The organism is Vibrio sp. ED002 (assembly GCF_023277445.1).
GTDB lineage: Bacteria > Pseudomonadota > Gammaproteobacteria > Enterobacterales > Vibrionaceae > Vibrio > Vibrio jasicida.
In genome coordinates this window covers 1,488,449-1,509,798 of sequence record NZ_CP080239.1, presented here as the reverse complement: position 1 = coordinate 1,509,798, position 21,350 = coordinate 1,488,449, and the positions used below count along the sequence as shown (strand labels likewise).

The 21,350-nt window shown below is 46.0% G+C and carries 22 protein-coding genes; 9 read left to right on the top strand and 13 right to left on the bottom strand.

Annotated features, from left to right (window positions below; translation table 11 throughout):
• The first annotated feature begins 61 nt into the window (after positions 1–61).
• Positions 62–583, top strand: coding sequence for an IS3 family transposase (locus tag ITG12_RS23420; protein WP_248874219.1), 522 nt, complete (start codon positions 62–64; stop codon positions 581–583).
• A 190-nt stretch (positions 584–773) separates the two neighbouring features.
• On the opposite strand, the gene ITG12_RS23415 is transcribed toward ITG12_RS23420, so the two are convergent.
• The 8 genes from ITG12_RS23415 to ITG12_RS23380 all read right to left on the bottom strand — a co-directional run bounded on the left by ITG12_RS23415 (position 774) and on the right by ITG12_RS23380 (position 9,728).
• Positions 774–1,445: a DUF2057 domain-containing protein gene (locus ITG12_RS23415; RefSeq protein ID WP_038879472.1), complete on the bottom strand. Its 672-nt coding sequence runs from the start codon at positions 1,443–1,445 to the stop codon at positions 774–776.
• Between the two features lie 191 nt (positions 1,446–1,636).
• Positions 1,637–2,788, bottom strand: coding sequence for an AI-2E family transporter (locus tag ITG12_RS23410; RefSeq protein ID WP_038869038.1), 1,152 nt, complete (start codon positions 2,786–2,788; stop codon positions 1,637–1,639).
• Positions 2,781–3,467, bottom strand: coding sequence for a potassium channel family protein (locus tag ITG12_RS23405; RefSeq protein ID WP_038869040.1), 687 nt, complete (start codon positions 3,465–3,467; stop codon positions 2,781–2,783). The genes ITG12_RS23410 and ITG12_RS23405 overlap by 8 nt, the downstream gene beginning before the upstream one ends.
• Before the next feature lie 18 nt (positions 3,468–3,485).
• On the bottom strand, positions 3,486–4,373 hold the full coding sequence (locus ITG12_RS23400; protein ID WP_038879475.1) for an HlyD family secretion protein: 888 nt from the start codon (positions 4,371–4,373) through the stop codon (positions 3,486–3,488).
• 12 nt (positions 4,374–4,385) lie between these two features.
• Positions 4,386–4,589 carry a DUF1656 domain-containing protein gene (locus ITG12_RS23395; protein WP_019821560.1) on the bottom strand — a complete coding sequence of 68 codons (204 nt, stop codon included), beginning with the start codon at positions 4,587–4,589 and terminating at the stop codon, positions 4,386–4,388.
• Positions 4,589–6,256, bottom strand: coding sequence for a TolC family protein (locus ITG12_RS23390; RefSeq protein ID WP_248874218.1), 1,668 nt, complete (start codon positions 6,254–6,256; stop codon positions 4,589–4,591). The genes ITG12_RS23395 and ITG12_RS23390 overlap by 1 nt, the downstream gene beginning before the upstream one ends.
• A gap of 10 nt (positions 6,257–6,266) precedes the next feature.
• On the bottom strand, positions 6,267–8,447 hold the full coding sequence (locus ITG12_RS23385; protein WP_248874216.1) for an FUSC family protein: 2,181 nt from the start codon (positions 8,445–8,447) through the stop codon (positions 6,267–6,269).
• A gap of 414 nt (positions 8,448–8,861) precedes the next feature.
• Positions 8,862–9,728, bottom strand: a complete 867-nt coding sequence (locus ITG12_RS23380) for a DMT family transporter (protein ID WP_095760517.1) — start codon at positions 9,726–9,728, stop codon at positions 8,862–8,864.
• A gap of 206 nt (positions 9,729–9,934) precedes the next feature.
• Between ITG12_RS23380 and ITG12_RS23375 the strand changes: the two genes are divergently transcribed.
• Entirely contained in the window at positions 9,935–10,813 is an 879-nt protein-coding gene (locus ITG12_RS23375; protein ID WP_042604742.1) for a 6-carboxytetrahydropterin synthase, read from the top strand.
• A 61-nt stretch (positions 10,814–10,874) separates the two neighbouring features.
• Positions 10,875–11,747, top strand: coding sequence for an aspartoacylase (locus ITG12_RS23370; RefSeq protein ID WP_042601952.1), 873 nt, complete (start codon positions 10,875–10,877; stop codon positions 11,745–11,747).
• A gap of 12 nt (positions 11,748–11,759) precedes the next feature.
• Here ITG12_RS23370 and ITG12_RS23365 read toward each other — a convergent pair whose 3' ends face one another.
• A complete protein-coding gene (locus tag ITG12_RS23365) occupies positions 11,760–12,677 on the bottom strand; it encodes a LysR family transcriptional regulator (protein WP_061035321.1) in 918 nt (305 codons plus the stop codon).
• A gap of 147 nt (positions 12,678–12,824) precedes the next feature.
• On the opposite strand from ITG12_RS23365, the gene ITG12_RS23360 reads away from it, so the two are divergent.
• The 4 genes from ITG12_RS23360 to ITG12_RS23345 all read left to right on the top strand — a co-directional run bounded on the left by ITG12_RS23360 (position 12,825) and on the right by ITG12_RS23345 (position 15,933).
• Complete coding sequence (locus tag ITG12_RS23360) at positions 12,825–13,721, top strand: alpha/beta hydrolase (protein WP_061035322.1); 897 nt, start codon at positions 12,825–12,827, stop codon at positions 13,719–13,721.
• A 288-nt stretch (positions 13,722–14,009) separates the two neighbouring features.
• The gene (locus tag ITG12_RS23355) at positions 14,010–14,945 is read left to right on the top strand and encodes a permease (RefSeq protein ID WP_061035323.1); all 936 of its coding nucleotides are present in this window, start codon (positions 14,010–14,012) and stop codon (positions 14,943–14,945) included.
• A 76-nt stretch (positions 14,946–15,021) separates the two neighbouring features.
• Complete coding sequence (locus ITG12_RS23350; protein WP_008221742.1) at positions 15,022–15,414, top strand: metalloregulator ArsR/SmtB family transcription factor; 393 nt, start codon at positions 15,022–15,024, stop codon at positions 15,412–15,414.
• A gap of 78 nt (positions 15,415–15,492) precedes the next feature.
• Entirely contained in the window at positions 15,493–15,933 is a 441-nt protein-coding gene (locus ITG12_RS23345; protein ID WP_061035324.1) for a pentapeptide repeat-containing protein, read from the top strand.
• A gap of 57 nt (positions 15,934–15,990) precedes the next feature.
• On the opposite strand, the gene yidZ is transcribed toward ITG12_RS23345, so the two are convergent.
• Together yidZ and ITG12_RS23335 are read right to left on the bottom strand one after the other, a co-directional pair.
• Positions 15,991–16,953: an HTH-type transcriptional regulator YidZ gene (gene yidZ / locus ITG12_RS23340; protein ID WP_061035325.1), complete on the bottom strand. Its 963-nt coding sequence runs from the start codon at positions 16,951–16,953 to the stop codon at positions 15,991–15,993.
• Positions 16,928–18,118, bottom strand: a complete 1,191-nt coding sequence (locus tag ITG12_RS23335; protein WP_061035326.1) for an MFS transporter — start codon at positions 18,116–18,118, stop codon at positions 16,928–16,930. The genes yidZ and ITG12_RS23335 overlap by 26 nt, the downstream gene beginning before the upstream one ends.
• A 132-nt stretch (positions 18,119–18,250) precedes the next feature.
• Here ITG12_RS23335 and ITG12_RS23330 point away from each other — a divergent pair, with 132 nt between their 5' ends.
• Positions 18,251–18,721: a GNAT family N-acetyltransferase gene (locus ITG12_RS23330; protein WP_042601960.1), complete on the top strand. Its 471-nt coding sequence runs from the start codon at positions 18,251–18,253 to the stop codon at positions 18,719–18,721.
• A gap of 70 nt (positions 18,722–18,791) precedes the next feature.
• Here the strand turns inward: ITG12_RS23330 and eno are convergent, their stop codons facing one another.
• Positions 18,792–20,075 (bottom strand): phosphopyruvate hydratase, encoded by a 1,284-nt coding sequence (gene eno, locus ITG12_RS23325; protein WP_038879500.1) that lies wholly within the window; start codon positions 20,073–20,075, stop codon positions 18,792–18,794.
• Between the two features lie 162 nt (positions 20,076–20,237).
• Between eno and ITG12_RS23320 the strand changes: the two genes are divergently transcribed.
• Positions 20,238–20,696, top strand: a complete 459-nt coding sequence (locus tag ITG12_RS23320; RefSeq protein ID WP_061035327.1) for a GNAT family N-acetyltransferase — start codon at positions 20,238–20,240, stop codon at positions 20,694–20,696.
• A gap of 33 nt (positions 20,697–20,729) precedes the next feature.
• Here ITG12_RS23320 and ITG12_RS23315 read toward each other — a convergent pair whose 3' ends face one another.
• The gene (locus tag ITG12_RS23315; protein ID WP_061035328.1) at positions 20,730–21,242 is read right to left on the bottom strand and encodes a DUF2799 domain-containing protein; all 513 of its coding nucleotides are present in this window, start codon (positions 21,240–21,242) and stop codon (positions 20,730–20,732) included.
• Positions 21,243–21,350: the final 108 nt, after the last annotated feature.

Sequence of the window (21,350 nt, the reverse complement as noted above, 5' to 3'; positions counted from 1 at the left end):
AGCATAAGGGGGCGATACGGCTACCGCCGTATTCACTTGGAACTAAAAAAAGCGAGGCTTCATGTTGAATCACAAGACGGTTCAAAGGCTTATGGCTCAGCTAAACCTTAAATCAACGGTCAGGATTAAAAAGTACCGTTCATATCGAGGTGAGTCTGGAAGAACGGCTCCCAACATACTTGAAAGAGATTTTAGTGCGTCCCAGCCAGATGAAAAGTGGGTAACTGACGTTACGGAGTTCAAAGTCAAAGAGCAGAAAGTGTACTTGTCTCCGGTTGTCGACTTGTTTACTCAAGAGGTGGTTGCTTATAGAGTAGCTAAAAATGCCTGTTTGCCGCTTGTCATTGATATGTTGACGGAAGCGATATCAAAGCTTAGACCGAACTCAAAGCCAATTATACATAGCGATCAAGGTTGGCAATATCGGCATCGACAATATCAGCAAAAAATCGAAGAGAGTGGGTTAATACAAAGTATGTCGAGAAGAGGTAACTGCTTGGATAATGCTGTTGCAGAAAACTTTTTGCTTTACTTAAAACAGAGATGTATCACAACCAGAGCTTTGAAGATGCAGATACTCTGATAGAGCAAATTAAAGAATACATCGAGTACTACAATACCAAACGTATAAAGGTGAAGCTAAAAGGCCTGACTCCGATAGAGTATCGAACTCAGGCCTTGAAAGCCGCTTAACAGAAATGTCCAACTTTACGGGGTCACTTCATTCGAGTGTGGCTTTTTGCATTTAGCTATACGTGACTAAATCAACGTGCTTATTGCTGGTTGATGTACGCTTTAAAGCGCGCTTGTGTTTCTGCGTCTGCTTTTTGGTACCAGAAGTGCAGCATCTCTTCAGCTGTTGAATCGGCTTTCATGGTCGCAGGTTTAGTTTGCTTCATGTCCGCTGGGATCTTTGCAGGAAGTGTTGCTGGTTGAATTACTGCAGCACTTACAACGCCAACTGCCGCAACACCGCCAGCTTTGTTGTAATCTTCCACTTCACGAACGTAGTCACGACCGATTTGCATGCCAGGCTTCATAAGCTTGTCTTGCTCAACTGCGATAGCGTTGCCAGAAGCGTCAACCAGTTTCCAATCTAGATCTTTGATTTTGTTTTCAGCTTCACGAAGGTCGCGGTATTCCGGCAGTTGTAGAGTCAGCTCTGCATCTGTCGCGTCGAAACGCGTTACGATCACGTCACTCTCAACACTTAGGCGGTCATTACCTTGGCTGAAATATGGCGCGTAACGGAACACAACTTGGTTTACGCCGTCAGGTAGAGTGAAGCTCTTTTCCGAAGCAAAGAAGCCACCAGATAGTTTTACTTTTTCGCCGTTTGCGGCCAAAACTGAAACGTCGTCAGGAACATTTACGGTTACATCCGCGAATGCCATTCCGCTCATAGCAAGAGCAAGCGCGCAAGTTAAAGGCTTGATCAATTTCATTGTTTTTATCCTAAGCACTGTCATTTGTGGTCACCGAGAGTGCATCGTAAAGTGCTTTATTGCAACTCTCGAATGTAAGAAGTATGAAAATTTAACAAGAACGTCATTTTAATCTTATTCGCGTCGATGAAACTGTGAGCCAAATAGCTCAAACCGCTGCAAGCAGCGGTTTGTTTCAATTGATAGAACGATTAGATACCAGCGCCGTGTCCGGCTTCGTTTTGTCTGGAATCTCGCTCGGCATTTTCCTCTAACGCTTCTTGCTGCTGTTGCGCTTTTTCAATGTTCAACCACCACACGAACAGCTCGTACCAAATCGCTAGAATAACCGCACCTAAGAATAGGCCGACAATGCCGTAGAACAACATACCGCCGATTGCACCCAGTAGAATTACGGGCATTGGTACATCCACACCACGACCCATCAACATTGGTTTGAATAGGTTTTCAGATAGCGCTGCAACCACAACCCAAACCGTAAACATGGTTGCTGTGCTGGTGTCTTGCGTCATGTACATGTAACCAACGACTGGCAGTACTGCCAATAGAGCAGGTAGCTGTGCGATACAAAGAATCATCAGTACTAGTGTTAGTAAGCCCGCAGCCGGAACGCCAAAGATGAAGAACCCCGCACCAATTAATAGAGCCTGAATGGCTGCTACACCAACAACGCCAAGCAACACACTCTTGATGGTCGCTGCAATAAGCGTTGTCCAGCTCTTCGCATTATCACCCGCAGTACGAACCGCGATGGTTTTCAAGCCAGATGCTAGAGACTCAGAGTAAGTCATAAAGCCAGCAGCAATCGCTAGAGAGATGATTGATAGTAGTAAGCTACCCAGTGCACCACCGACCATACCAAGCAGAGAAGTCAGACCTGCCTTAATTTGAGGCATAAAGGTTTGGATTGCTTTTTCTAGGTTGGTTGCAAACAGTGTCCATACTTCGTAAAGCTTGTCACCGACCAAAGGCCAATCTGCTACCGATGCTTTTGGACCTGGGATCTTAATGTCACCACTTTGCAGTACGTCCAGCGCATGCGTTGCGCCATCGACAATAGAACCCGATACCATGACTAAAGGTGTAACCAATAGCGCGATACCCAGCAAGGCGATGGTCGTTGCAGCGAGGCCACGTTTACCACCATACACTTTTGCCAGCTTTTTACAGATTGGCATCAGAGCGACGGCAATGATGGCACCCCAAATCACCGGAAGGATGAAAGGTTTGATGATGTCGTATGTAAACATCAGCAAGATCAAGATCAAGCCGATTCGTATTGCAGATTCCACCATGTTACTGATGAAAACCTTACTTTCGATTTTTACCGATTGTTTATCCATTTTTGTTTACCTGATGTTCAATGTTGGAACTGACGAGACTTGAAACAACAATCGCCATATAAAACACGCCTACGATGGCCTCTAGATACACGACGACTTGCGCCAAAGGTGTTAGAGGGCTGATGTCGCCATAACCGAGAGTGGTTAGAGTGACGAAACTGAAATACGCTGCGTTAGAGAAGTTTTGGCCCCATGAGATGGCTTCCATCCCAGTGAATGAGTTTGGGGAAAACTCCAGCAGAATGAGGTAAGCAATTGCCCACATCAGACCGAGCAGCAAGAAGAGTGCAACAGATCCAATCACCTTGTTGGTGTTCACATGTCCAGTGAAAAGAATCTGTCTTGCAATCGATTTAAACGTACCAAAGAAGAAGGCGAAGGTTAGGGCGAGCATCACTACGTCCATCTCTTTGATGCCTAATACTGCTTTGATGGCAATGACCACGATCCACGTACCTAACAAGGTATAAAGGAAGCGTGACCAGTTCTTATCAAAACGCAGACTCGCCATACAAACGATGAAAGTCAGAATGGTGAAGCCTTGCAGAAGATGCTCCATTGCACCTTCCCCTACGACTTGTACAAACGCACCACCGATCAACAGACCGATAAGCGCTAACGTCAGGTAGAAGAAGTTGTTTTCTTCATTGATGTTTTTGAGTTTTTTTCCAATAGCCATGGTTTGCCTGTTTAACTCCTATTCTTGTTCTTGTGATGAGTCCTTCATCACTATGATGGAAGCGGAAAGCCCGAATCTCAGATCAACGCCTTCCGGCAATTCATGCAATGACACTCGAACAGGAATACGTTGTGCTAGGCGAATCCATTGGAATACCGGGTTCACGTTAGGCAGAAGGTTATAGCCCACGGTGCCGTCTTTTGGGGCGATACCCCAACCGATAGAATCGACGGTGGCATCGATTGGTGTGTCTGGGTGTGACATCAGAGTAACGCGCGCATCACTGCCCGGAGCAATTTGCGCTAATTGGTTTTCACGGAAGAAACCAAATACCCAGAAACTGTCTTTATCGATAAGGGCAACCAAAGGTTGGTTCGCAACGGCTTGTGTACCGTCGCGGATATCAAGGTTAGAGACAAAACCGTCAACCGAGGCATAAATCTTGGTGTAGCTAAGGTTCAAACGAGCTGATTTCAATTGCTCTTCAGCGGATTTGATTTGCAGCAGTGACTCTTCGTAGGTGATCTCACGGCGGATTAAGTCTTTGTGAGAAACTGCGCCGCGGTCTTTAGCACGAATGTCTTTCAAACGATCGTACTCTATCTTCTTGCCGCGTGAACTGACGATAGACTTTTGCAATGCCACTTCTGCTTGTGAGAGGGCAACTTCGTAAGTAGTAGGGTCGATCTCAAATAGCAGATCGCCTTTCTTTACTTCTTGGTTATCTTGCACGGTGACATTGACGATAGGGCCAGAGACTCTTGGCGCCACCTTAATGACATTGGCACGAACTTGGCCATCTCGGGTCCAAGGGTTATTAAAATACTCTTCGAACTTCTGATAGCCGAACCAAGCCGCGCCACCAAGAATGACAAGATTGAGTGCAATAACGAGTAGTTTTTTCATCTTGTTGGGCACCTAAAACTGTATATAAAAACTGTCGATGGCCACCACGTAAAACACCATGATGGCAAGGAATGTCAGGGACGGAAACGCAATAAAACGAGACAGACGTGTTTTGTTTAAAATGATCACGGTAATCCAAGTGGCAGTAACCGATAAAAACAGCACTAGCAACAATGGTGAGAAGTACACGTCACCCCAAGAGAGTTCATGTGGCATTATTGAGCCTCCCCTTCTTGTGGTGCGTTATTGCTTTCTGCTTGATCTTTCGAGGCTGAGTCCTCGCTACGATAAGGCGGCAGCACACGTGCTTCTTCATCCAAGTAGCCGTCCCAATCGCTGCGTTCTTGCATTTGCTTCGCTACACCTTCCGACAAGAAAGGTTTGCCCGTTTGGGCCTCCCAGCCACCACCGAGCGCTTTGTATAAGGCGACAACTTGGTTAGCAACATTGCCTTTGATGGTGGCGTAGCTGTCTTCCGCACGCGTCATTTTCTCTACTGAGTTGAGTAGACGTTCAAACGAAATTTGGCCATTCTCATACTGAGTCATCGAGATATTGAATGCACGAATAGAGGAGTTCACCGATTGCAGACGCAATGACTTTTGCTCCAAGTAAAGATCATAAGCCTCCAGCGCATTGGTCACTTCATTGACTGCTTGCAGAACTTTCTTGTTGTAGTTAGTGAGCGTTTCTTGGAACTTCGCATCTTCAAATCGAATGTTATTTTTCACACGGCCGTACTGGAATATGTTCCAACTGAATGTCGGACCTATCACCATGGTGAGCGAGTCACTGAAGCTAAAGCTGCTGCCATCTGGCACTGTGCTGTCTATGCCGATAGAACCAAAAAGGGAGAAGCTAGGATAGAGAGCCGTTTCAGCAACACCGATTTGCGCACTTTGCGCACGTGCTTGCATTTCAGATACTTGCAAGTCAGGACGACGCATCACTAAGTTCGCATCCACTTGGTTATCAAGCAGAGGAGGGCGAGGCACGATTGAACGTTCATCATTACCGGAGAGCGCTGGCTTTCTTCCTGAGGATTTAAATTGGGCCTCGTAATCCGCCATTCGCTGTGCAAAGCCCGCGGATTTCAACAATCCTTCAACCTCTTCTGGCAAGACACCAAGCAACAACGCTAACGCGGTTCGGGATTGCTTCATCGCGATTTCTAACGAAGGTTGCGCTGCTTTGGTGTTGAAGAGCTGGTTTTTTGCTTGTTGAACGTCGAGTTCCGTAACGTTGCCAGAATCAAACTGGACTTGAGTGATGTTCACCACACGTTCTTGGATCTCGATATTTCGGCGAGAAAGCAGAATACGTTCTTGGAAAGTACGGTAGTTAATGTAGTTGCGAGCGACTTCCGCAGTGATGGTGACCATAATGTCGTGATAAGACGCAATCGACGCGTAATAGCCTGCTTCGGCAGACTCAATTCCACGTGCGTATTTGCCCCAAATGTCCATCTCCCAAGCCGCATCAAATGACAACGCGGCGTTATTGACACCTTGGTCGTTCACATAAGCTCGCGCTAAGTTACCGGAGACGGTTTGTACTTGTGGGTACTGCAACCCAGTCGAGATGCCCAGTAGTGAACGTGCTTGAACGATGCGCAGGCCAGCTGCCTCAAGGTCAAGGTTTTGTTGGCTGGCCATCTCAACCAACAGGTTAAGGGTCGGGTCGTTAAATTGCTGCCACCACTGCTGCAATTTTTGCTCTGACTGCTCTGCGTCTTGCGTGGCGGCGGCTTTTTCTACCGACCAGTCACTTGGCAAGGCGGTTTGCTCTGGGTGGACATAATCCGGACCCAAAGTCGTACACGCACTTAATCCGAGTACAGAGAGTATGGCGAGGCTTGGTTTAGTTAGTTTTAGAAGCATCATATCCTCACCTTTAAAACCGCTTCTGACGTAAGTTCACCCAATCGATATCCTCATAGGTTTGCTTGCATTGGTTGATCGCTTCGAACACGTTCCGTTTTAAATTCAGCAAGATATAAAAACCGGCAATCTCTGAATAAGCGTAGTCAGATAAATCCAACTCACTAAAGAAATCTTCCAGTTTATTTTCAAAGGATTGGTAATCTTGGCTGTATTGTTCGAAGACAGTATCGAGTTCAGTTGTTGGCTGATGGCTTGCTAATGCGCCTGCCATCAGGGGTAATATGGAATCGGTATGCTTGCTGCGTAACTGTTTGATAAGTGGGTTACTTAATAACTTTTGCTCCGCTGCAATCAGGATGTTGACGTGGTTACTCAACGCATCGCAGGATTTACTGAATGCGCCGATCGCCTCTGGTGTCGTTTTTTCAAACAGTTTGTGGTTGACCTTTGAGCCCCACACTTTGAGTTTTTTCGAAGACACATTCAGAGTGACCAAGTGCAGTGAACGCTTGACGGATTTGAAGCTGGAGTTTGATGGCTGATGATAACTGCTAAACAGGTCGCCAACGTGTCGGAAATACCGCTCTTTCAAAGTCAGGAACAAATGCTCAGGGCGAGAGCTGAATGGAAAGTAATGAGCAAAAATGATCATAAACACCACCATGTAGAACAGGGTCATGATTGTCATTAGAATCCCGAAGTGATAGGTCATGTTGTTGTCGAGACCGAGGACAAACAAACCAATCATGTAGAAGATGGTCACCGGCCCTTTAAACAAGTAGAAGCCGATAAAGGTGTAGATGAAGATGAACAAGCCGAGTTCACCGCCGAGCTCTAATCCCGGCAAGATGAAGACGTACGAAGGCACCGCAAATAGGAAGCCAAACGTAAACAAAATCAGCAGCATAAATGGGTGAACGGGTACGAATGACAGCAATGACATAAAGATGGTCGAGAAGGTAACGAATGAGTAACCACCAGGAGGATTGAAGTAAATCCAAATCAACCCTGCTACCCAATAAGTCGTAAAGGTTTTCACTGCTGTTTTAAAGTTCTCAGCATCCCACCAAAGGAACTTACTTTTTTGTTTCGGCAGCTCTTGCTTGAAAGACACATTGTTAGTCACAGAATCAATACAGCTAATGCTTTCTGATAGGCGAGATAAGCTTTGATGCATTAACTTTAGCAAGTGACCAAGAGTAAGAGCGGAGCCTTTGGTAAGGTGGGAGGCATTCGATAGTGCATCTTGGTTATAATCAATGCTGAGTTCTTGCGCACGATAAGCTGGACCTTCGTGCTCCCACATTTCTTGGCAGGTTTGAAATAGGGTCTGGATCTCTTTAACCACTTGATCAAAGTTGTTGATGCAATCACGGTCTTGCTGATGGCTAAAGTGGCTGTGTGCCGCGACACTGAGTTCTTGAGTGATTTGTTTATTGAAGTGAACAGCGAGTTGCCATTCTTTCATGTAAGCCGAGACATCACTGCATTCAACACTGACCATGGCGAAGCGCTGTTCTAGCGCATTCTGAGCAGTGAAAACCTTATCTAATAACTCATCAATCGTGGGAGTCGGTTCTTCATCTTCATCCCCTTCTTTTTGTTCAGAGGAAGAGGCGTTAACGTGGTGTGGCGTTGTCTTTTCCTCGAAATTTTGCAAGATCGCTGCGAACAAAGTTTGCTGAGCTTGGTTAAGCTGCTCAATAAGCTGACGAAGGTTTTGCTCTGTCTTTGTTGGCCATAAGAAAGTACCAACCAAGGTATAAATGACGACACCAAAAATAGTCATGTGGGCACGATCAACACCGTACATGAATGCGCCCTCGGCATCTCCGCCATTAGACATCATCAAAACCATTACGCCGGTTAGAGCTAATAACGTCGGGTCTTTTTGGTAGGCATTGCGGAAGTAGAAGATAAAAGACACAACCACTGAAACACTAAACATGTACATTAAGCGATCTTGCGCGAACATGCCTACCAACAATAAGCCAATGACGGCACCGACTAGTGTACCAAGTACACGTAGTGTCCCTTTTGCTAATGATTCGCGACGGCTGCCTGTAGAAGCAATCAGCATGACAGTCGTTGCTGCGGTTGAAGCTTGCGGCCAACCCATCGCAAATGGGATCAGATAAGCCAGAGTTAGGCTAAGCGCGACTTTTGTGGCGAATTTGATTTTATCGTTCATAGTGTCAAAGTTTGCTCAGGCTTATAGTTGTAAGTAAATGAATTTACTCGGTCAATAATCAGAATTTCGTTCTGAATAAAATGCGGAGGCGGAATATAGCGAGTGAAAAGAGGTGGTTTGTAAATCCTTTGTCAAAACCAAATTAGGGTTAGACGCCACAATCGTTCCTTACGCCTTACTGCTGCTGGCGCGAGAGGAAAATGAGAAAGAAAACGTTTAACTAGAAAATCTCATTAGTGATACAGATTTGCAGGAATTACCAAGCCAAGTTTTCAATCAATACATAGGGCCGGTGCGTTATCGGCAGCGTTCACGTCCAAATTTGCGAGACTGACTGCCTATAGAAAAGCATAGATGATGATAGCTAAGTAGATAGGAAAGTTTTTATTTTTTATTGGCTTGCCGAGGGCAGTGCTATTTTTTGAGATCGATATTAGGTTTTTGAGCGCGAGATAAAAATACTAACGCAATACCGCTGAGGATGATTAGGCTGGTCATGACTGAGTGGAATGTCAATGTTTCACCGAGTAACAGCGAGCCAAGCAGCAAGGCGATAGCAGGAACCGAGAGCTGGCTGACTGCAGCTTGTAACAATGACAGCTTTTGCATTACTTGATACCAGAGCACGTAGCCGAAACCGGAAGCAATGGCACCCGATGCAACAGCCAACAATATACCTTGTATTGTAAAGTGAGCGGGAGCTGATAAGAGAGGAGAGAGCATAAGACCGAATAAAGAAGCGGTGATAAACCCCCACGTAATGCCACTACTTGGTGTCGGTGCTTGTTTACCAAGTGCGGTAAAACCTGCCCAACAAATACCAGAAGCGACCATTAATATTGCTGACCAAATATCAGGACGAGTCGCAGATGGCAGCATCAACCATGTAAAGCCAATCAAAGATACCGCAATACCGATCAACTCGAGCGTTCTAAATTGTTGTCCTTGCCACCAATACAGCGCGAGCAATGTGAGCTGGACGGCACCAAAAAGTAACAGAGCCCCCGTGCCTGCTGCTAGTTTTATATAGGCAAAAGAGAAGAGTGTGGCGTAACCAAAGAGTGCTAACCCTGCGAGTACGCTGAACTTGGTTGTCGGTCGTTGGCTATGCCAGTTTCCACGAATGAGAAGAATGAAAACTAATATGACTGTGCCTGAGAGCAAGCGGATAAGGGTAAAATTGCCAGCATCAATCAATCCTTCTGCCAATGCCAAACGACAGAGCAGTGAATTGGCAGCAAATGCCATCATGGCAATCGCAGTCAGTAAAAATGTCGACATTCCTTATCCTTATTTATCGTAAGAGCTGGCAGTGTAGCGCCAAATATCAAGTACGGACTAGTTGATAAAGTGATTAGTTATAGCGGAAAATATCGCTCAAGCTGGAATGAGAACAGACAACGTTAGGTTAAATTGAGTAGAAATTGCAATTGTTATAATATAACAATAATTTTAAATCCCTAAACTAGATGAATGAGGAATTCAGTTTGAATTTATTTGTTAAGGACCTCACTGTTATTGATGCTTCTTACTTGTGCGCAACACGAGGAATGGTCGGAGAGAGTTGGATTCTTGATGTCGTAATGCATGGTGATCTCAACGAGATGAGCATGGTGCTGGATTTCTCTAAAGTGAAAAAGCAAATTAAACAATTGGTTGATGAACACGTCGACCATCGACTGCTTGTACCGTCAAAGAACTCAGCAGTGCATTCTGCGCATGTGAAAGCGGGTTATTCCCAAGTTGATCTCATTCGCGGTGAAAAAAGTATTCATTTGAACTGCCCCGATGAAGCATTCTGCTTTATTGAAACCGAAGCTATCTCGATTGAAAGTGTGACTGAGCATATTCACAAGGTGTTGATCGGTCATTTGCCAAGCAACGTGGCTTCAATCGACGTTACCTTACGCCATGAACAGATTAATGGTGCGTATTACCACTATACCCATGGTTTAAAAAAACACGACGGCAACTGCCAACGCATTGCACACGGGCATCGTTCACCGATTGAAATCTTGACTGATGGTGAACGTGATACCGCTCGTGAACACGCTTTTGCACAGCGTTGGCAAGACATCTACCTCGCGTCCATCGAAGACCTAGTCGAGATTGGTCATCTGGAGCTGAGTGAACATGCAAGCCTTATCAACTGCGACACGCATTTTGGGTTCCGGTATACCACTTCACAAGGTGACTTCCAACTTGCTATCGCACATAGCGAAACTGAAGTATTAGATACGGATACGACGGTAGAGCTACTGGCTGTATTTATTGCCAATGACATTGCCCCTTCATTGGCTAAAGGGCAGTCGTTACAAGTCATCGCTTATGAAGGCGTAGGGAAAGGAGCGATGGCGTTTCGTTAAAATAGCGTCGCCCACTGTCAATCAAAGCTAACTTTTACTTAATTTTTGGAATATCACTTTTATGGATAAACTCAATAGTGTTCTGCTCGTGGCAGGTACGCATGGCAATGAGCTTTCTGGTATTTACCTTCAAAAGCTCATCAAAGACCGTCTTTATGTTGCCGACCGTTCGACGTTCAATACTCAGTGTGTACTTGGCAACCCTGAAGCGGTTAAGCAAAACGTTCGTTATGTTGAGACGGATCTCAATCGTGAATTTGCCTTGGCGAATCAATCATCGCCTGCGACTCAGCAAGAAACCGAAGTCGCGCAGCAATTCACGCAAGTACATGCTCGCCAAGAGAATCAATTGATCGTCGATCTGCACAACACTACTAGTAATATGGGCGCAACCCTGATCTTGGTGTCGAACAACGCGTTTTATCGAAAGATGGGGGCGTATGTGAAGCAGCGAATGCCAGAAGCGAATATCCTGTTTGAAGACAGAAAAGAGTGGGACGACCAACCTTATTTATGCACCACAGGGAAGTATGGTGTGATGATTGAAGTTGGTGCTCAAGCTCATGGTTCGTTGAAATATGAAACCTTGGAGCTGATGAAGAAAATGTTAACCATGGTTCTGGACTACGTTGAAGTGCATAACCTTGGACAAGTTGGCGAACTGAGTGACTATGACGCTTATTTTTACACCGAAGAGGTCATGATTCCTCTCGGCCAAGATGGTATGCGCGTTGCGACGGTACACCCAATGATCTGCGGGCGTGATTTCGAAGTGGTAAAGCCGGGAGAGCCATTACTCGCGACTTTCTTTGGTTACGATATCTTCTGGGAAGGTAAACAAGATATCTATCCGCACTTCATCAATGAGAGTGCATACAGCAAAGCCAATATCGCTATGGCACTTGCTGAGAAAAAGGTTGTGAGCGCGGAGTGATTGAAACCGAGCTTAGCTGGAATGCTCACCCTCAATCTTGAACTGTTTATAGTGCTCTTCAAATCGGTCACTTATCCAGTCCATAAGCATTTTGATTCTTGGCAGTTGATATTTGACTGGCGGACAGACGAGCGAAAGTAAGGTTTTTTCTGACCATTCAGGGAGCACTTCGATAAGTCTCCCTGATGTTAAATCAGCATGGCAGTACACATCGGTTAGTCGCGTTACCCCTAGCCCAGAAATCGCCGCGTGGCGCATGGTTCTGCCAGTAGCCGCTTTAATACCTTGCACTACGTTGATAATGCGCTGTTCTTTATGATTCTTCATGATCCAATGCTCAACACTGCCATGAATCAAAGGCAAGGCTTTAAGATCTTCTGGGGCGAGGATCTTCGGGTGCCGTTCAAGAAAATCTGGGCTTGCGACATAGTGTGTGCGGAGTGTGGTGAGTCGGCGCGCGATGAGAGTGGAGTCTGGCATCTCGCCGACACGTAGCACCAAGTCGTAGCTATCTTCAATCAGATCGACGCGATGTTTTGAGAAGTCGAGCTCTACTTTAACGTTCGGGTAGGCGGCTTGAAAACTCATCACCAATGGTGCAATAAGCTCTTCACCAATCGGACCTCCAACAGAATTCATGTGAATCCGCCCCTTAATTTCGCTGGTGGCTTGCTGTGCCCATTCTGCGGCGGCATCCAGTTGTAGCATCGCTTCTTTGCATTTACGAAAGTAACCATCGCCAATCTCAGTAAGACGGAGCTGACGTGTGGTTCTATAGAGTAACTGAACACCTAGCGAGGACTCTAATTCACTCACGAGCTGACTTACGTTTGCCTTTGATGCGCCCATCGTTTCGGCTGCGGAGGTGAAGCTTCCACATTCCGCTACATAAATAAACGCTCGAATACCGCGCCAAGATAGATTGTTCATATAAACCTAACAGTGTTTTCATAATGGCTATATATATCCGAATAATAGCGCTCCTTATACTTGTTTAAAAGAGAGGAGCAGAGTGCAAATGTTTGTGAATGCTCGTCTTTATCATCTAAAAACCGTTAAACATAGAGAGTGAATCGAGTGACAGTAACAAGATATGAGGCTTCATTTTTCAGCAATGGCAACCGACTTGCAGCGGAAATTCATCGTCCATCCGTAGTGGAAAACCCTTTACCAGCGGTTTTGATTGCTGCGCCACAGGCGGGTGTGAAAGAGCAGACGGTAAGAATCTACGCCGAGAAAATTGCTGCCAAGGGATTTGTGGTATTAACGTTTGACCATGCCAGTTTTGGCGCGAGTGAAGGTTCGCCAAGATTTCATGAGAACCCATACAATAAAGCGGAAGATTGCCGCAACGGGGTGACATATTTACGTTCCTTAGCATACGTGAACAGTGAGCAAATCCATGGGTTAGGTGTTTGTTCTGGCGGTGGGTATTTAGCTCACGCCATTGCGACAGATCGACGCGTAAAATCACTTGCGACCGTGAGTGCTTACTTTGATCACCGAGGTTTTTACCACAACGTCATTGGTCGAGAGGGTTTGTTAGATTTACTGCTTAAAGGCAATGAAGCGAGAGAGCGTTATCTTGCTACTGGGCAGATTGATTTTCTACCTCACGCGCCAGCTGAAGACAGTGAGGAAATGCCACGTCTGTTTCGAGAATTCTACCAGTACTACATGACAGAGCGCGGAGCAAAAGGCTTATACGAGAGCAAGTTTTTGCTTTGGTCTTATGAGACGTTGGCTAACTTTTCAGCTTTGGATATTGCTGCAAACTTGACGCCGACACCACTACTGATGATTGTCGGTTCAGAAGCGGACTCTGCATACGAAAGCGAGCAAATGTTTGATGCAGCTTCGCAGCCTAAACAGCTGATTAGAATTGAAGGAGCGAATCACATCGCGCTGTATGATGAAGACGAATATGTTGATCAAGCTGTAGATAAGGTCATTCATTTTTTCGAACAACATTAACACTAGCAAATGAGCTCCTGCGTATTATCGAAAATATGAGAAACACTATGATACATGACAGCTAGTGTTTAAACCAAAACATGAACTGAGAAAAGGGACGAGAGAATCGTCCTTTTTTGTACCTGTAGGAACGACATCGTCAGTGGGAGAGAACCAAGCCAGAGTTTAATCGTGTTTGACTCCTCTCGGTCATTTTAAAAGCACTTGTAAATCTACGCGTGCATACTTGCACAATTGTGCATGTGTGTATATTATCCAGCCTCTTTTCATTTGCTAGAGATTCCAATTGTGGATGCTAAATTAGTTATTGCGTTAAATGAGTTCTTTTATGTGGCCAAAGGTCTGATCGTTATCATCGCTATTGTGTCGGTACTGACTGGCATCATGCGAGAGTATATCCCTCAAGATAAACTCCAAGCGACGCTGACCAAACACGATAAATGGGGAACCTTGTTGGGCGCATTGTTCGGGATGCTGACTCCATTTTGTAGCGCAGCTGTGGTTCCGGTGACCATGGCAATGGCGTCGATGGGCGCATCATTAGGTACTGTGATGAGCTTCATCATCTCGGCGCCACTGTGTAACTTCATCGTATTGGCGATGGTGTACGCCGCGTTCGGATTGAAGATCACCGTGGTGTACTTCTTAGTGACCTTTACCGCAGCGGTTCTTGGTGGTTACTTGATATCCAAATCACCTTGGAGAAACGAGATCAAACGTGGTGCTGAGCTTGAAGAAACCAAAGGCAAAGGCTGTTCAGGTTCGAGCAATACCAAAAACACAGGCAACACCTGTGGCGCGGCTCCTTCTTCAGCATCAAGAATGCGTAATGCAGTGGGCGGAGCTTGGGCTTTGTTCAAGCGAATCATCCCGTATGTATTATTGGGTGCGGCGATCAGTGGGTTCTCGGCAGCTTACTTACCAGCAGACTTAGTAGAGAAGTACGTAGGTGGTGATAGCTTCCAATCTATCGTGGTCGCTTCATTGATTGGTATCCCGCTTTACCTGCGTATCGAGATGGCAATTCCGCTGCTTAACGTGTTAATTGCTAAAGGAATGGGCTTAGGCGCGGCATTGGCGTTAATTATTGGCGGTACAGGTGCCAGTTTGCCTGAAATCGCGCTAGTATCTGCAGTTCTAAAAAGAAAAGCCGTAATCGCGTTTGTAGGAATCGTCTTAACGACAGCCATCATTGGTGGTGCTATCTTCCAATACGTTGTGTAAAATCGGTTACTCAGAAAAAAATAAAACTTCGCGCCGCTCATAAAGAGTGGCGCTACTCAGTTGGAAGGGTAAAACCATGATGGATGAAAAATACATTGATTCGCTAAAAGCCTTATCAGAACCCAATCGACTGCGATTGTTCTGGTTGTTCCTGCATGTGGATGAATGCATGGCAGTGGCTGAAGCAATGGACATCATTGGTGAAACTCAATACAACGTGTCTCGTAATCTTAAAATGCTCTACAAAGCTGGCCTGCTCAACCATGAGAAGAAAGGCAAGTGGGTGTTCTACACCTTAAAAGAGCAAACCGCTCCGCACTGCAAAGCCTTGGTCGATTCAGTAAGACACTTGCCTGAAGACGATTTCAAAGAAGTGGTTAAACGCTGCCTGATTCGTTTATCAATGCGAGTTGATGGCGAATGCGTTGTCGGCCCAGACAGCGAGATTTGGCACAGCAAGATTAGCTAGCTCTCACAAATAGAAGAGAGACACACAACAAAAGGATGCCCAATATAAGCGTCCCTGTTGAAAATGGTGGTGTGAACTATGAATACCTACACTCAGCAAGAGCTTGATTCTATTCTAGAGCAACACAAACTGTGGCTAGAAAGCCAAGGCGGCGAAAGAGCGAAATTACGTAATGCCGACCTAAGCCACTTAGCACTTCAAAACCTAGACCTGCGTTGTGCCAACCTAATCCGAGCCAACTTTAGTGGCGCCGATTTATCAGGCACAAACATGAATGAGGCTGACATCACCTACGCCAATTTCAGCCACGCGAATCTGAACAACGCGACGTTTCGCGATGCAGATTTACGAAACGCAGACATGAGCCACGCACAAATGCTAGACGTTGATTTGTATCGTGCGGATTTATTTCGCACAAACTTTGCTAACACAAACGTAAGTGATGATGCCTTTTATCAAGCCGCCTCACAAGGCACGCTTATCACGTTGAATAAGCCGAATGGTGCTCTCTGTGCTTAAAAATGTAGTCTTCACATAATCGGTGAACATTAAGTTGGTTAAGTGTTTGAATGGTATCTATTTATTTTCTGAACGATATAACACCTTAATAGTTTCCCTCAACCACACCAGTTTTGGGTTGTACGCATTACGTTTGTGCCAAATCATGGTGAACGGGATCAGCAGTTTATCTTGTTGAGTTTGTTCCAATGGAATGGGTAGGCACACCAAATCTGGATGCAGCTTCTTGGTATAACTCTCGCAGTATTGCGGTGCTGTGGTCAGCATATTGTGGTGTGGTTGCGCGGCCATAAATAGAGACTGTTCGAAGCTCGACATGGTTAAGCCAATGGAGCGCTGTAAGCCAAGTTCACTCAATACTTCATCCAGTGCCCACGTCTCACTCTTTTCCCAAACAATATTGATGTGTTGGTAACTCAAAAAGGTCTCAAGGTTCCATTCCTGCTCCAAAGCGGGGTGATCTTTGTGTAGGTACACCATAGGTAAATCTGAGAACAGCACTTCGAAATCAAGAAAGTAGGGAAGCAGGTCGAGTGACTCTTTTGAGCGGGGATGGCTCTCTCTGCCGGTAAAACCGATGTCTGCCTCTCCACGCACAATTGCGTCGAGTGAATCGTAATCCCAGTTACTGGTTTTGACTTTCGCATCTGGGTAGCGCTGGTGGATTGCAACAAGAAGATCATCAAGAATCGTCAGCACTAAAGGTGACTCAATGGTCAGATCAAAGCGCACGCCTTTGGGGGCTATATCGCTGCGCTTCTCTGCAATTTGGCTACCAATTTGTAGCCACTCCGCCAGATCTTGCTCCATGCTTTGTGCTAATGGAGTGGGTGCTAATCCTTTTGGTGTTTTCACAAACAGAGGATCATCAAACCAGTCACGAAGCTTATTGAGCGATTTACTTACCGTTGACGGCGTGACGTTCAATTTCTTCGATGCTTTGGAAACACTCTGCTCTTGCAGCAGCAATTGCAGAGTGAACAGCAGGTTGAGATCAAGACGGGCTAGTGATTTCTTCATAGTGGCTTTCATGAGCAGGCTTAGGAATAAATAGTATTAGAGCCAAGCTGATTGCGCCACCTATAGCTAACACAAACACCAGCATATTCAGCGCATTAACGCCGATGACCCCCATAAACCAGATGTAGAGGGCAGAGCAACACACTTGAGCGATGCCCAACAGTGAGCTTGCTACACCAGCACGCAGAGAGAAAGGGCTGAGCGCTTGACTCATGGCCACGCCAAAGCCAATCGAGAAGCCAGCGCAAATCAGCCCAAATCCGAATAAGTAAAATGGGATTCCCCATTGGTTTAGATGAGCAAAACCAATCACCATCGCTGCACTGACAAGCAAGGTTTGCGAAGTCAGCATCAGAGTACGTTGCTTAAAGTAAGACAAAGCCAATGGCGCAGAGAAAGAAGTGATCATACTGACTAATGCAGTGCCTGCCATGACAGAAGAATAGCCACCACGATCAAAACCAAGTTCGCCCATCACCAGCATTGGAGAGACATTCACGTAGGTAAGAATGGTGGTCACGCCGATGGCCGTAATGATGAGTCGGCTGATGAAAAAGCGCTCCGCGAACGTTTCTTGGGTAGAAGCTGAAGTGGTGTTTTGTTGTGGCAATGCACTAGGCTTTGATTCTTTCAGCACCAAGGTCGAAAGCAAACAAACCACCACACCCATGCCTGCCATTGTGGTGAATAGGCTTGGCCAAGGGAATTTGAGCATAATGAGATGGCCGACAACGGGGGCGATGACAGGAATGATGCAGGTAATGCCGTTTAGCATCGACAGCACCTTAGCGCGGCGTTTGTCATCCAATGTGTCGCGCAAAATAGCAAAAGCAACCACATAGCAAGAGCCAGCCCCAATACCTTGGGCAAAACGTGCGATTAAAAATGTATTGGATTGTTCTGCCATTCCGCCAAGTAATGATGCTGCAATAAAAATGGCTGCACCTACCATCGCCACCGGTTTACGCCCAACGGAGTCGGCGATTTTTCCTGCAAACAGCATGGTGGTTGCCATACCAGCAAGGTAAATAGAAAACGCGATGTGTAATTGTGATTCACTGGCGTTTAAATCCGCGGCAATTTGAGGCAACCCTACAAGATAAAGATCAATGGCGGTAGGATAGAGTAAAACAAGAGAGAAACTACAAAGCAGAAAACGAAACATGACAACCTCACTGACAGTTGATGAGGATAATAGTGTGCTAAACGTTTGCCTGCGAGTGGGAAATACGACAGCAGGTTTTTCCATTTACGACATACCCTGTATGAAATGGGTATAAAAACAGCAAGGATGATTATGATTACCATTGAAAAGTACACGCCATGCCGTCATGAGCAAACCCTTGAGCTGCAAGTCTTAGAGGATCAAGTCCAATACACAGTAGCGAACATTCCAGAGTTATTGGGAAGTCTTAAACCGACAGAGCTAGCGCATTTGATCTTATTGGATGATCAAGTGGTTGGCTTTTTTGTCTTCGATGCGGGATACAGTGAGAATTACGACTTCTGTCCGGAAAAGAGCTTAGGCGTGCGTTGGTTGTTGTTGGATCATCGTCATCAAGGTAAAGGCATTGCCAAGCGAGCCATCAGCCAGTTTGCTGATTACGCTAAATTGCGTTTTCCGAGCTTTGATTTTCTCTACTTGACGGTTAATTGCCGCAATGTACCGGCTTATCAGTGCTATTTGAAAGCAGGTTTTGAAGATACTAATGAGCTGTATCATGGTGGTCCGGTTGGGCCTCAGCACATCATGCGACAAGCCTTGTAATTAGTTTTCCAGACACTAAAAAGCCGCCCAGTTCTGCACTGGGCGGCTTTCTTTTAGATGTATTGAGAAATTAGCGAACGAAGGCTTTGCGACCAGCGAACACCGCCATTGAGCCTAACTCGTCTTCAATGCGCATTAGCTGATTGTATTTTTCGACACGTTCACCGCGACATGGCGCACCTGTTTTAAGGTGACCTGTGCGAAGTGCAACGGTCATATCGGCAATAAAGCTGTCTGTGGTTTCACCCGAACGGTGAGAAACAAACGCGCCCCATGCAGCGTGATGACACATTTGAATCGCTTCAATGGTCTCGGTTAGCGAGCCAATCTGATTCAGTTTGATCAATGCTGAGTTAGCAGCATTCATGTCGATCGCTTTTTGGATGTATTTGGTGTTAGTAACCAGAAGATCATCACCAACGATTTCGATCTTACCGCCAAGCTTCTCATTCAATAGCGGCCAGTTATCCCAGTCGTCTTCAGCAAGTCCATCTTCGAGAAGAACCACAGGGAAGTCTTCTACCAACTTCTCGTAGTATTCAATCATCTCTGCAGAGGTCAGTTCACGGTTCTCTGAGCGTAGCTTGTATTTACCATTCTCATAGAACTCACTAGAGGCTGGGTCCATACAGATACCGACATCGACTCCAGGTTTTAATCCAGCTCTCTCAATGCCTTTGACAATCAACTCTAATGGTTCGCGGTTGGACTTCACAGCTGGCGCAAAGCCACCTTCATCACCGACGCCAACCGAGTGATTAGACTCCAACAGAACTTGGCGCAATGCATGATACACCTCGCTACCCCATTGCACCGCTTGTCTAAAGTTCTCAGCACCGTATGGCGCAATCATGTATTCCTGAAAATCCGGACCTTGCCAGCGAGCATGCACACCGCCGTTGAGGATGTTCATACAAGGCACAGGTAATAGGTTAGCGCCCACACCGCCAAGATACTGATACAGAGGTACGTCAGCGGTTAGTGCGGCTGCGCGGGCAACGGCGAGGGAGACACCAAGAATGCCATTCGCGCCGAGACGGGATTTGTTTTCGGTGCCATCTAACTCGATCATAATGCGGTCAATTAACGCTTGATCGCGCGAGTCTAAACCAACAATGGCTTCAAGCACTTCGGTGTTGATCAGTTGAACGGCATTGAGCACACCTTTGCCACCAAAGCGGGTGTCGTCACCATCTCGCAGTTCAACCGCTTCTCGTGAACCAGTACTGGCACCCGAGGGCACCGATGCTCTTGCTGCAATGCCACAGCCGAGTGTGACTTCGACTTCCACAGTCGGATTTCCGCGTGAATCCAAAATTTCGCGCGCCAGAATATCCTCAATCAAGAAATCCATAGTATGTCCTCAATGATCAGTTAGGTGGGGAAATGACTTTAAGAGTGTAGACACAGATTTTTGATTACGATGACTCTTGATATCTTTGATGTTGAAGACAGTTGTTTATGTGGCTGTTTTCACATAAATTCCAGAAAGGCCATTGGTTATCAGGGAAGAGTCGTGAAGATAGAAATCGACAATTTAGAAAGAACAGCAGTCATCGCATTGCTAGAAGAACATTTGCAAGACATGTACGCCACGTCGCCACCAGAGAGTGTGCATGCGCTAGATTTGGATAAGCTCAAAGCACCAGAAGTGACATTTTGGACCGGATGGAAGGGTGAACAACTGCTTGGGTGTGCAGCGATTAAAGAGTTGGATGGCCAACACGCGGAGCTGAAATCCATGCGCACCACGCCAGCGGCAAGAAACCAAGGTGTGGCGTCTCAATTATTGATTCATGTGATTGAGCAAGCGAAGCAAAAAGGCTTGCAGCGCTTGAGTTTAGAAACGGGCTCGATGGAGTTTTTTAAACCTGCGCGCCTGTTGTATGAAAAGCATGGCTTTGTGTACTGCGAGCCGTTCGGGGATTACGAACTCGATCCAAACAGCCAATTCATGACCCTAGAACTGAGCTAGGGCCATGAATTTTAGAAGCTAAATCCAATCGATTTAGAAATTTAGATTCAAGTTGATGGTTGGCGACAAGAGGTCTGAACGCTCGTCAGCCAATCGCTTTCTCTTTTCTTTCAGGCGCTTGGCATTGTCTTTGTCTGGGTTGCCATCAAGTTGATTATCGATGACCGAGATTTCAGTATCGATCTCTTGGATGCGTTGCTGGCGTTGATATTCTTGATGACCTAACTGGTAGTTTTCAATGAATTCTTTGCTGTTGCACACGCCGTAATATTCTTTGCCTTCGATACCGACAGTGTAACCATTGTCTGGTGAGCAATACTGGATAGTGCCTTTATCAAAGCCTTCTTTCCATTTCGTTCGGTCTGGTGTCACACCCGCTTCACCACAGTCTTCGGTATAACTGTTAATAACGTTTGGATCGTTGCCGTCTCGGCCATCTTGATAACCTACCTTGTACCAGTTCGCCGTCTTGCACTCATCCGGAGACATGCTGGCGCAACCAGAGAGCAAAGTGAGTAAAGCTAGGGGGATTAGCGCTCTTTTCATCAGTTACTGTCCTTTAAACAAAATCGAATTGATAACTCGAGTGTAAAATGAACACTGTTCATATCAATGGTTGAAATCATTGTATTCACAATTGTAGTGACTCATCAG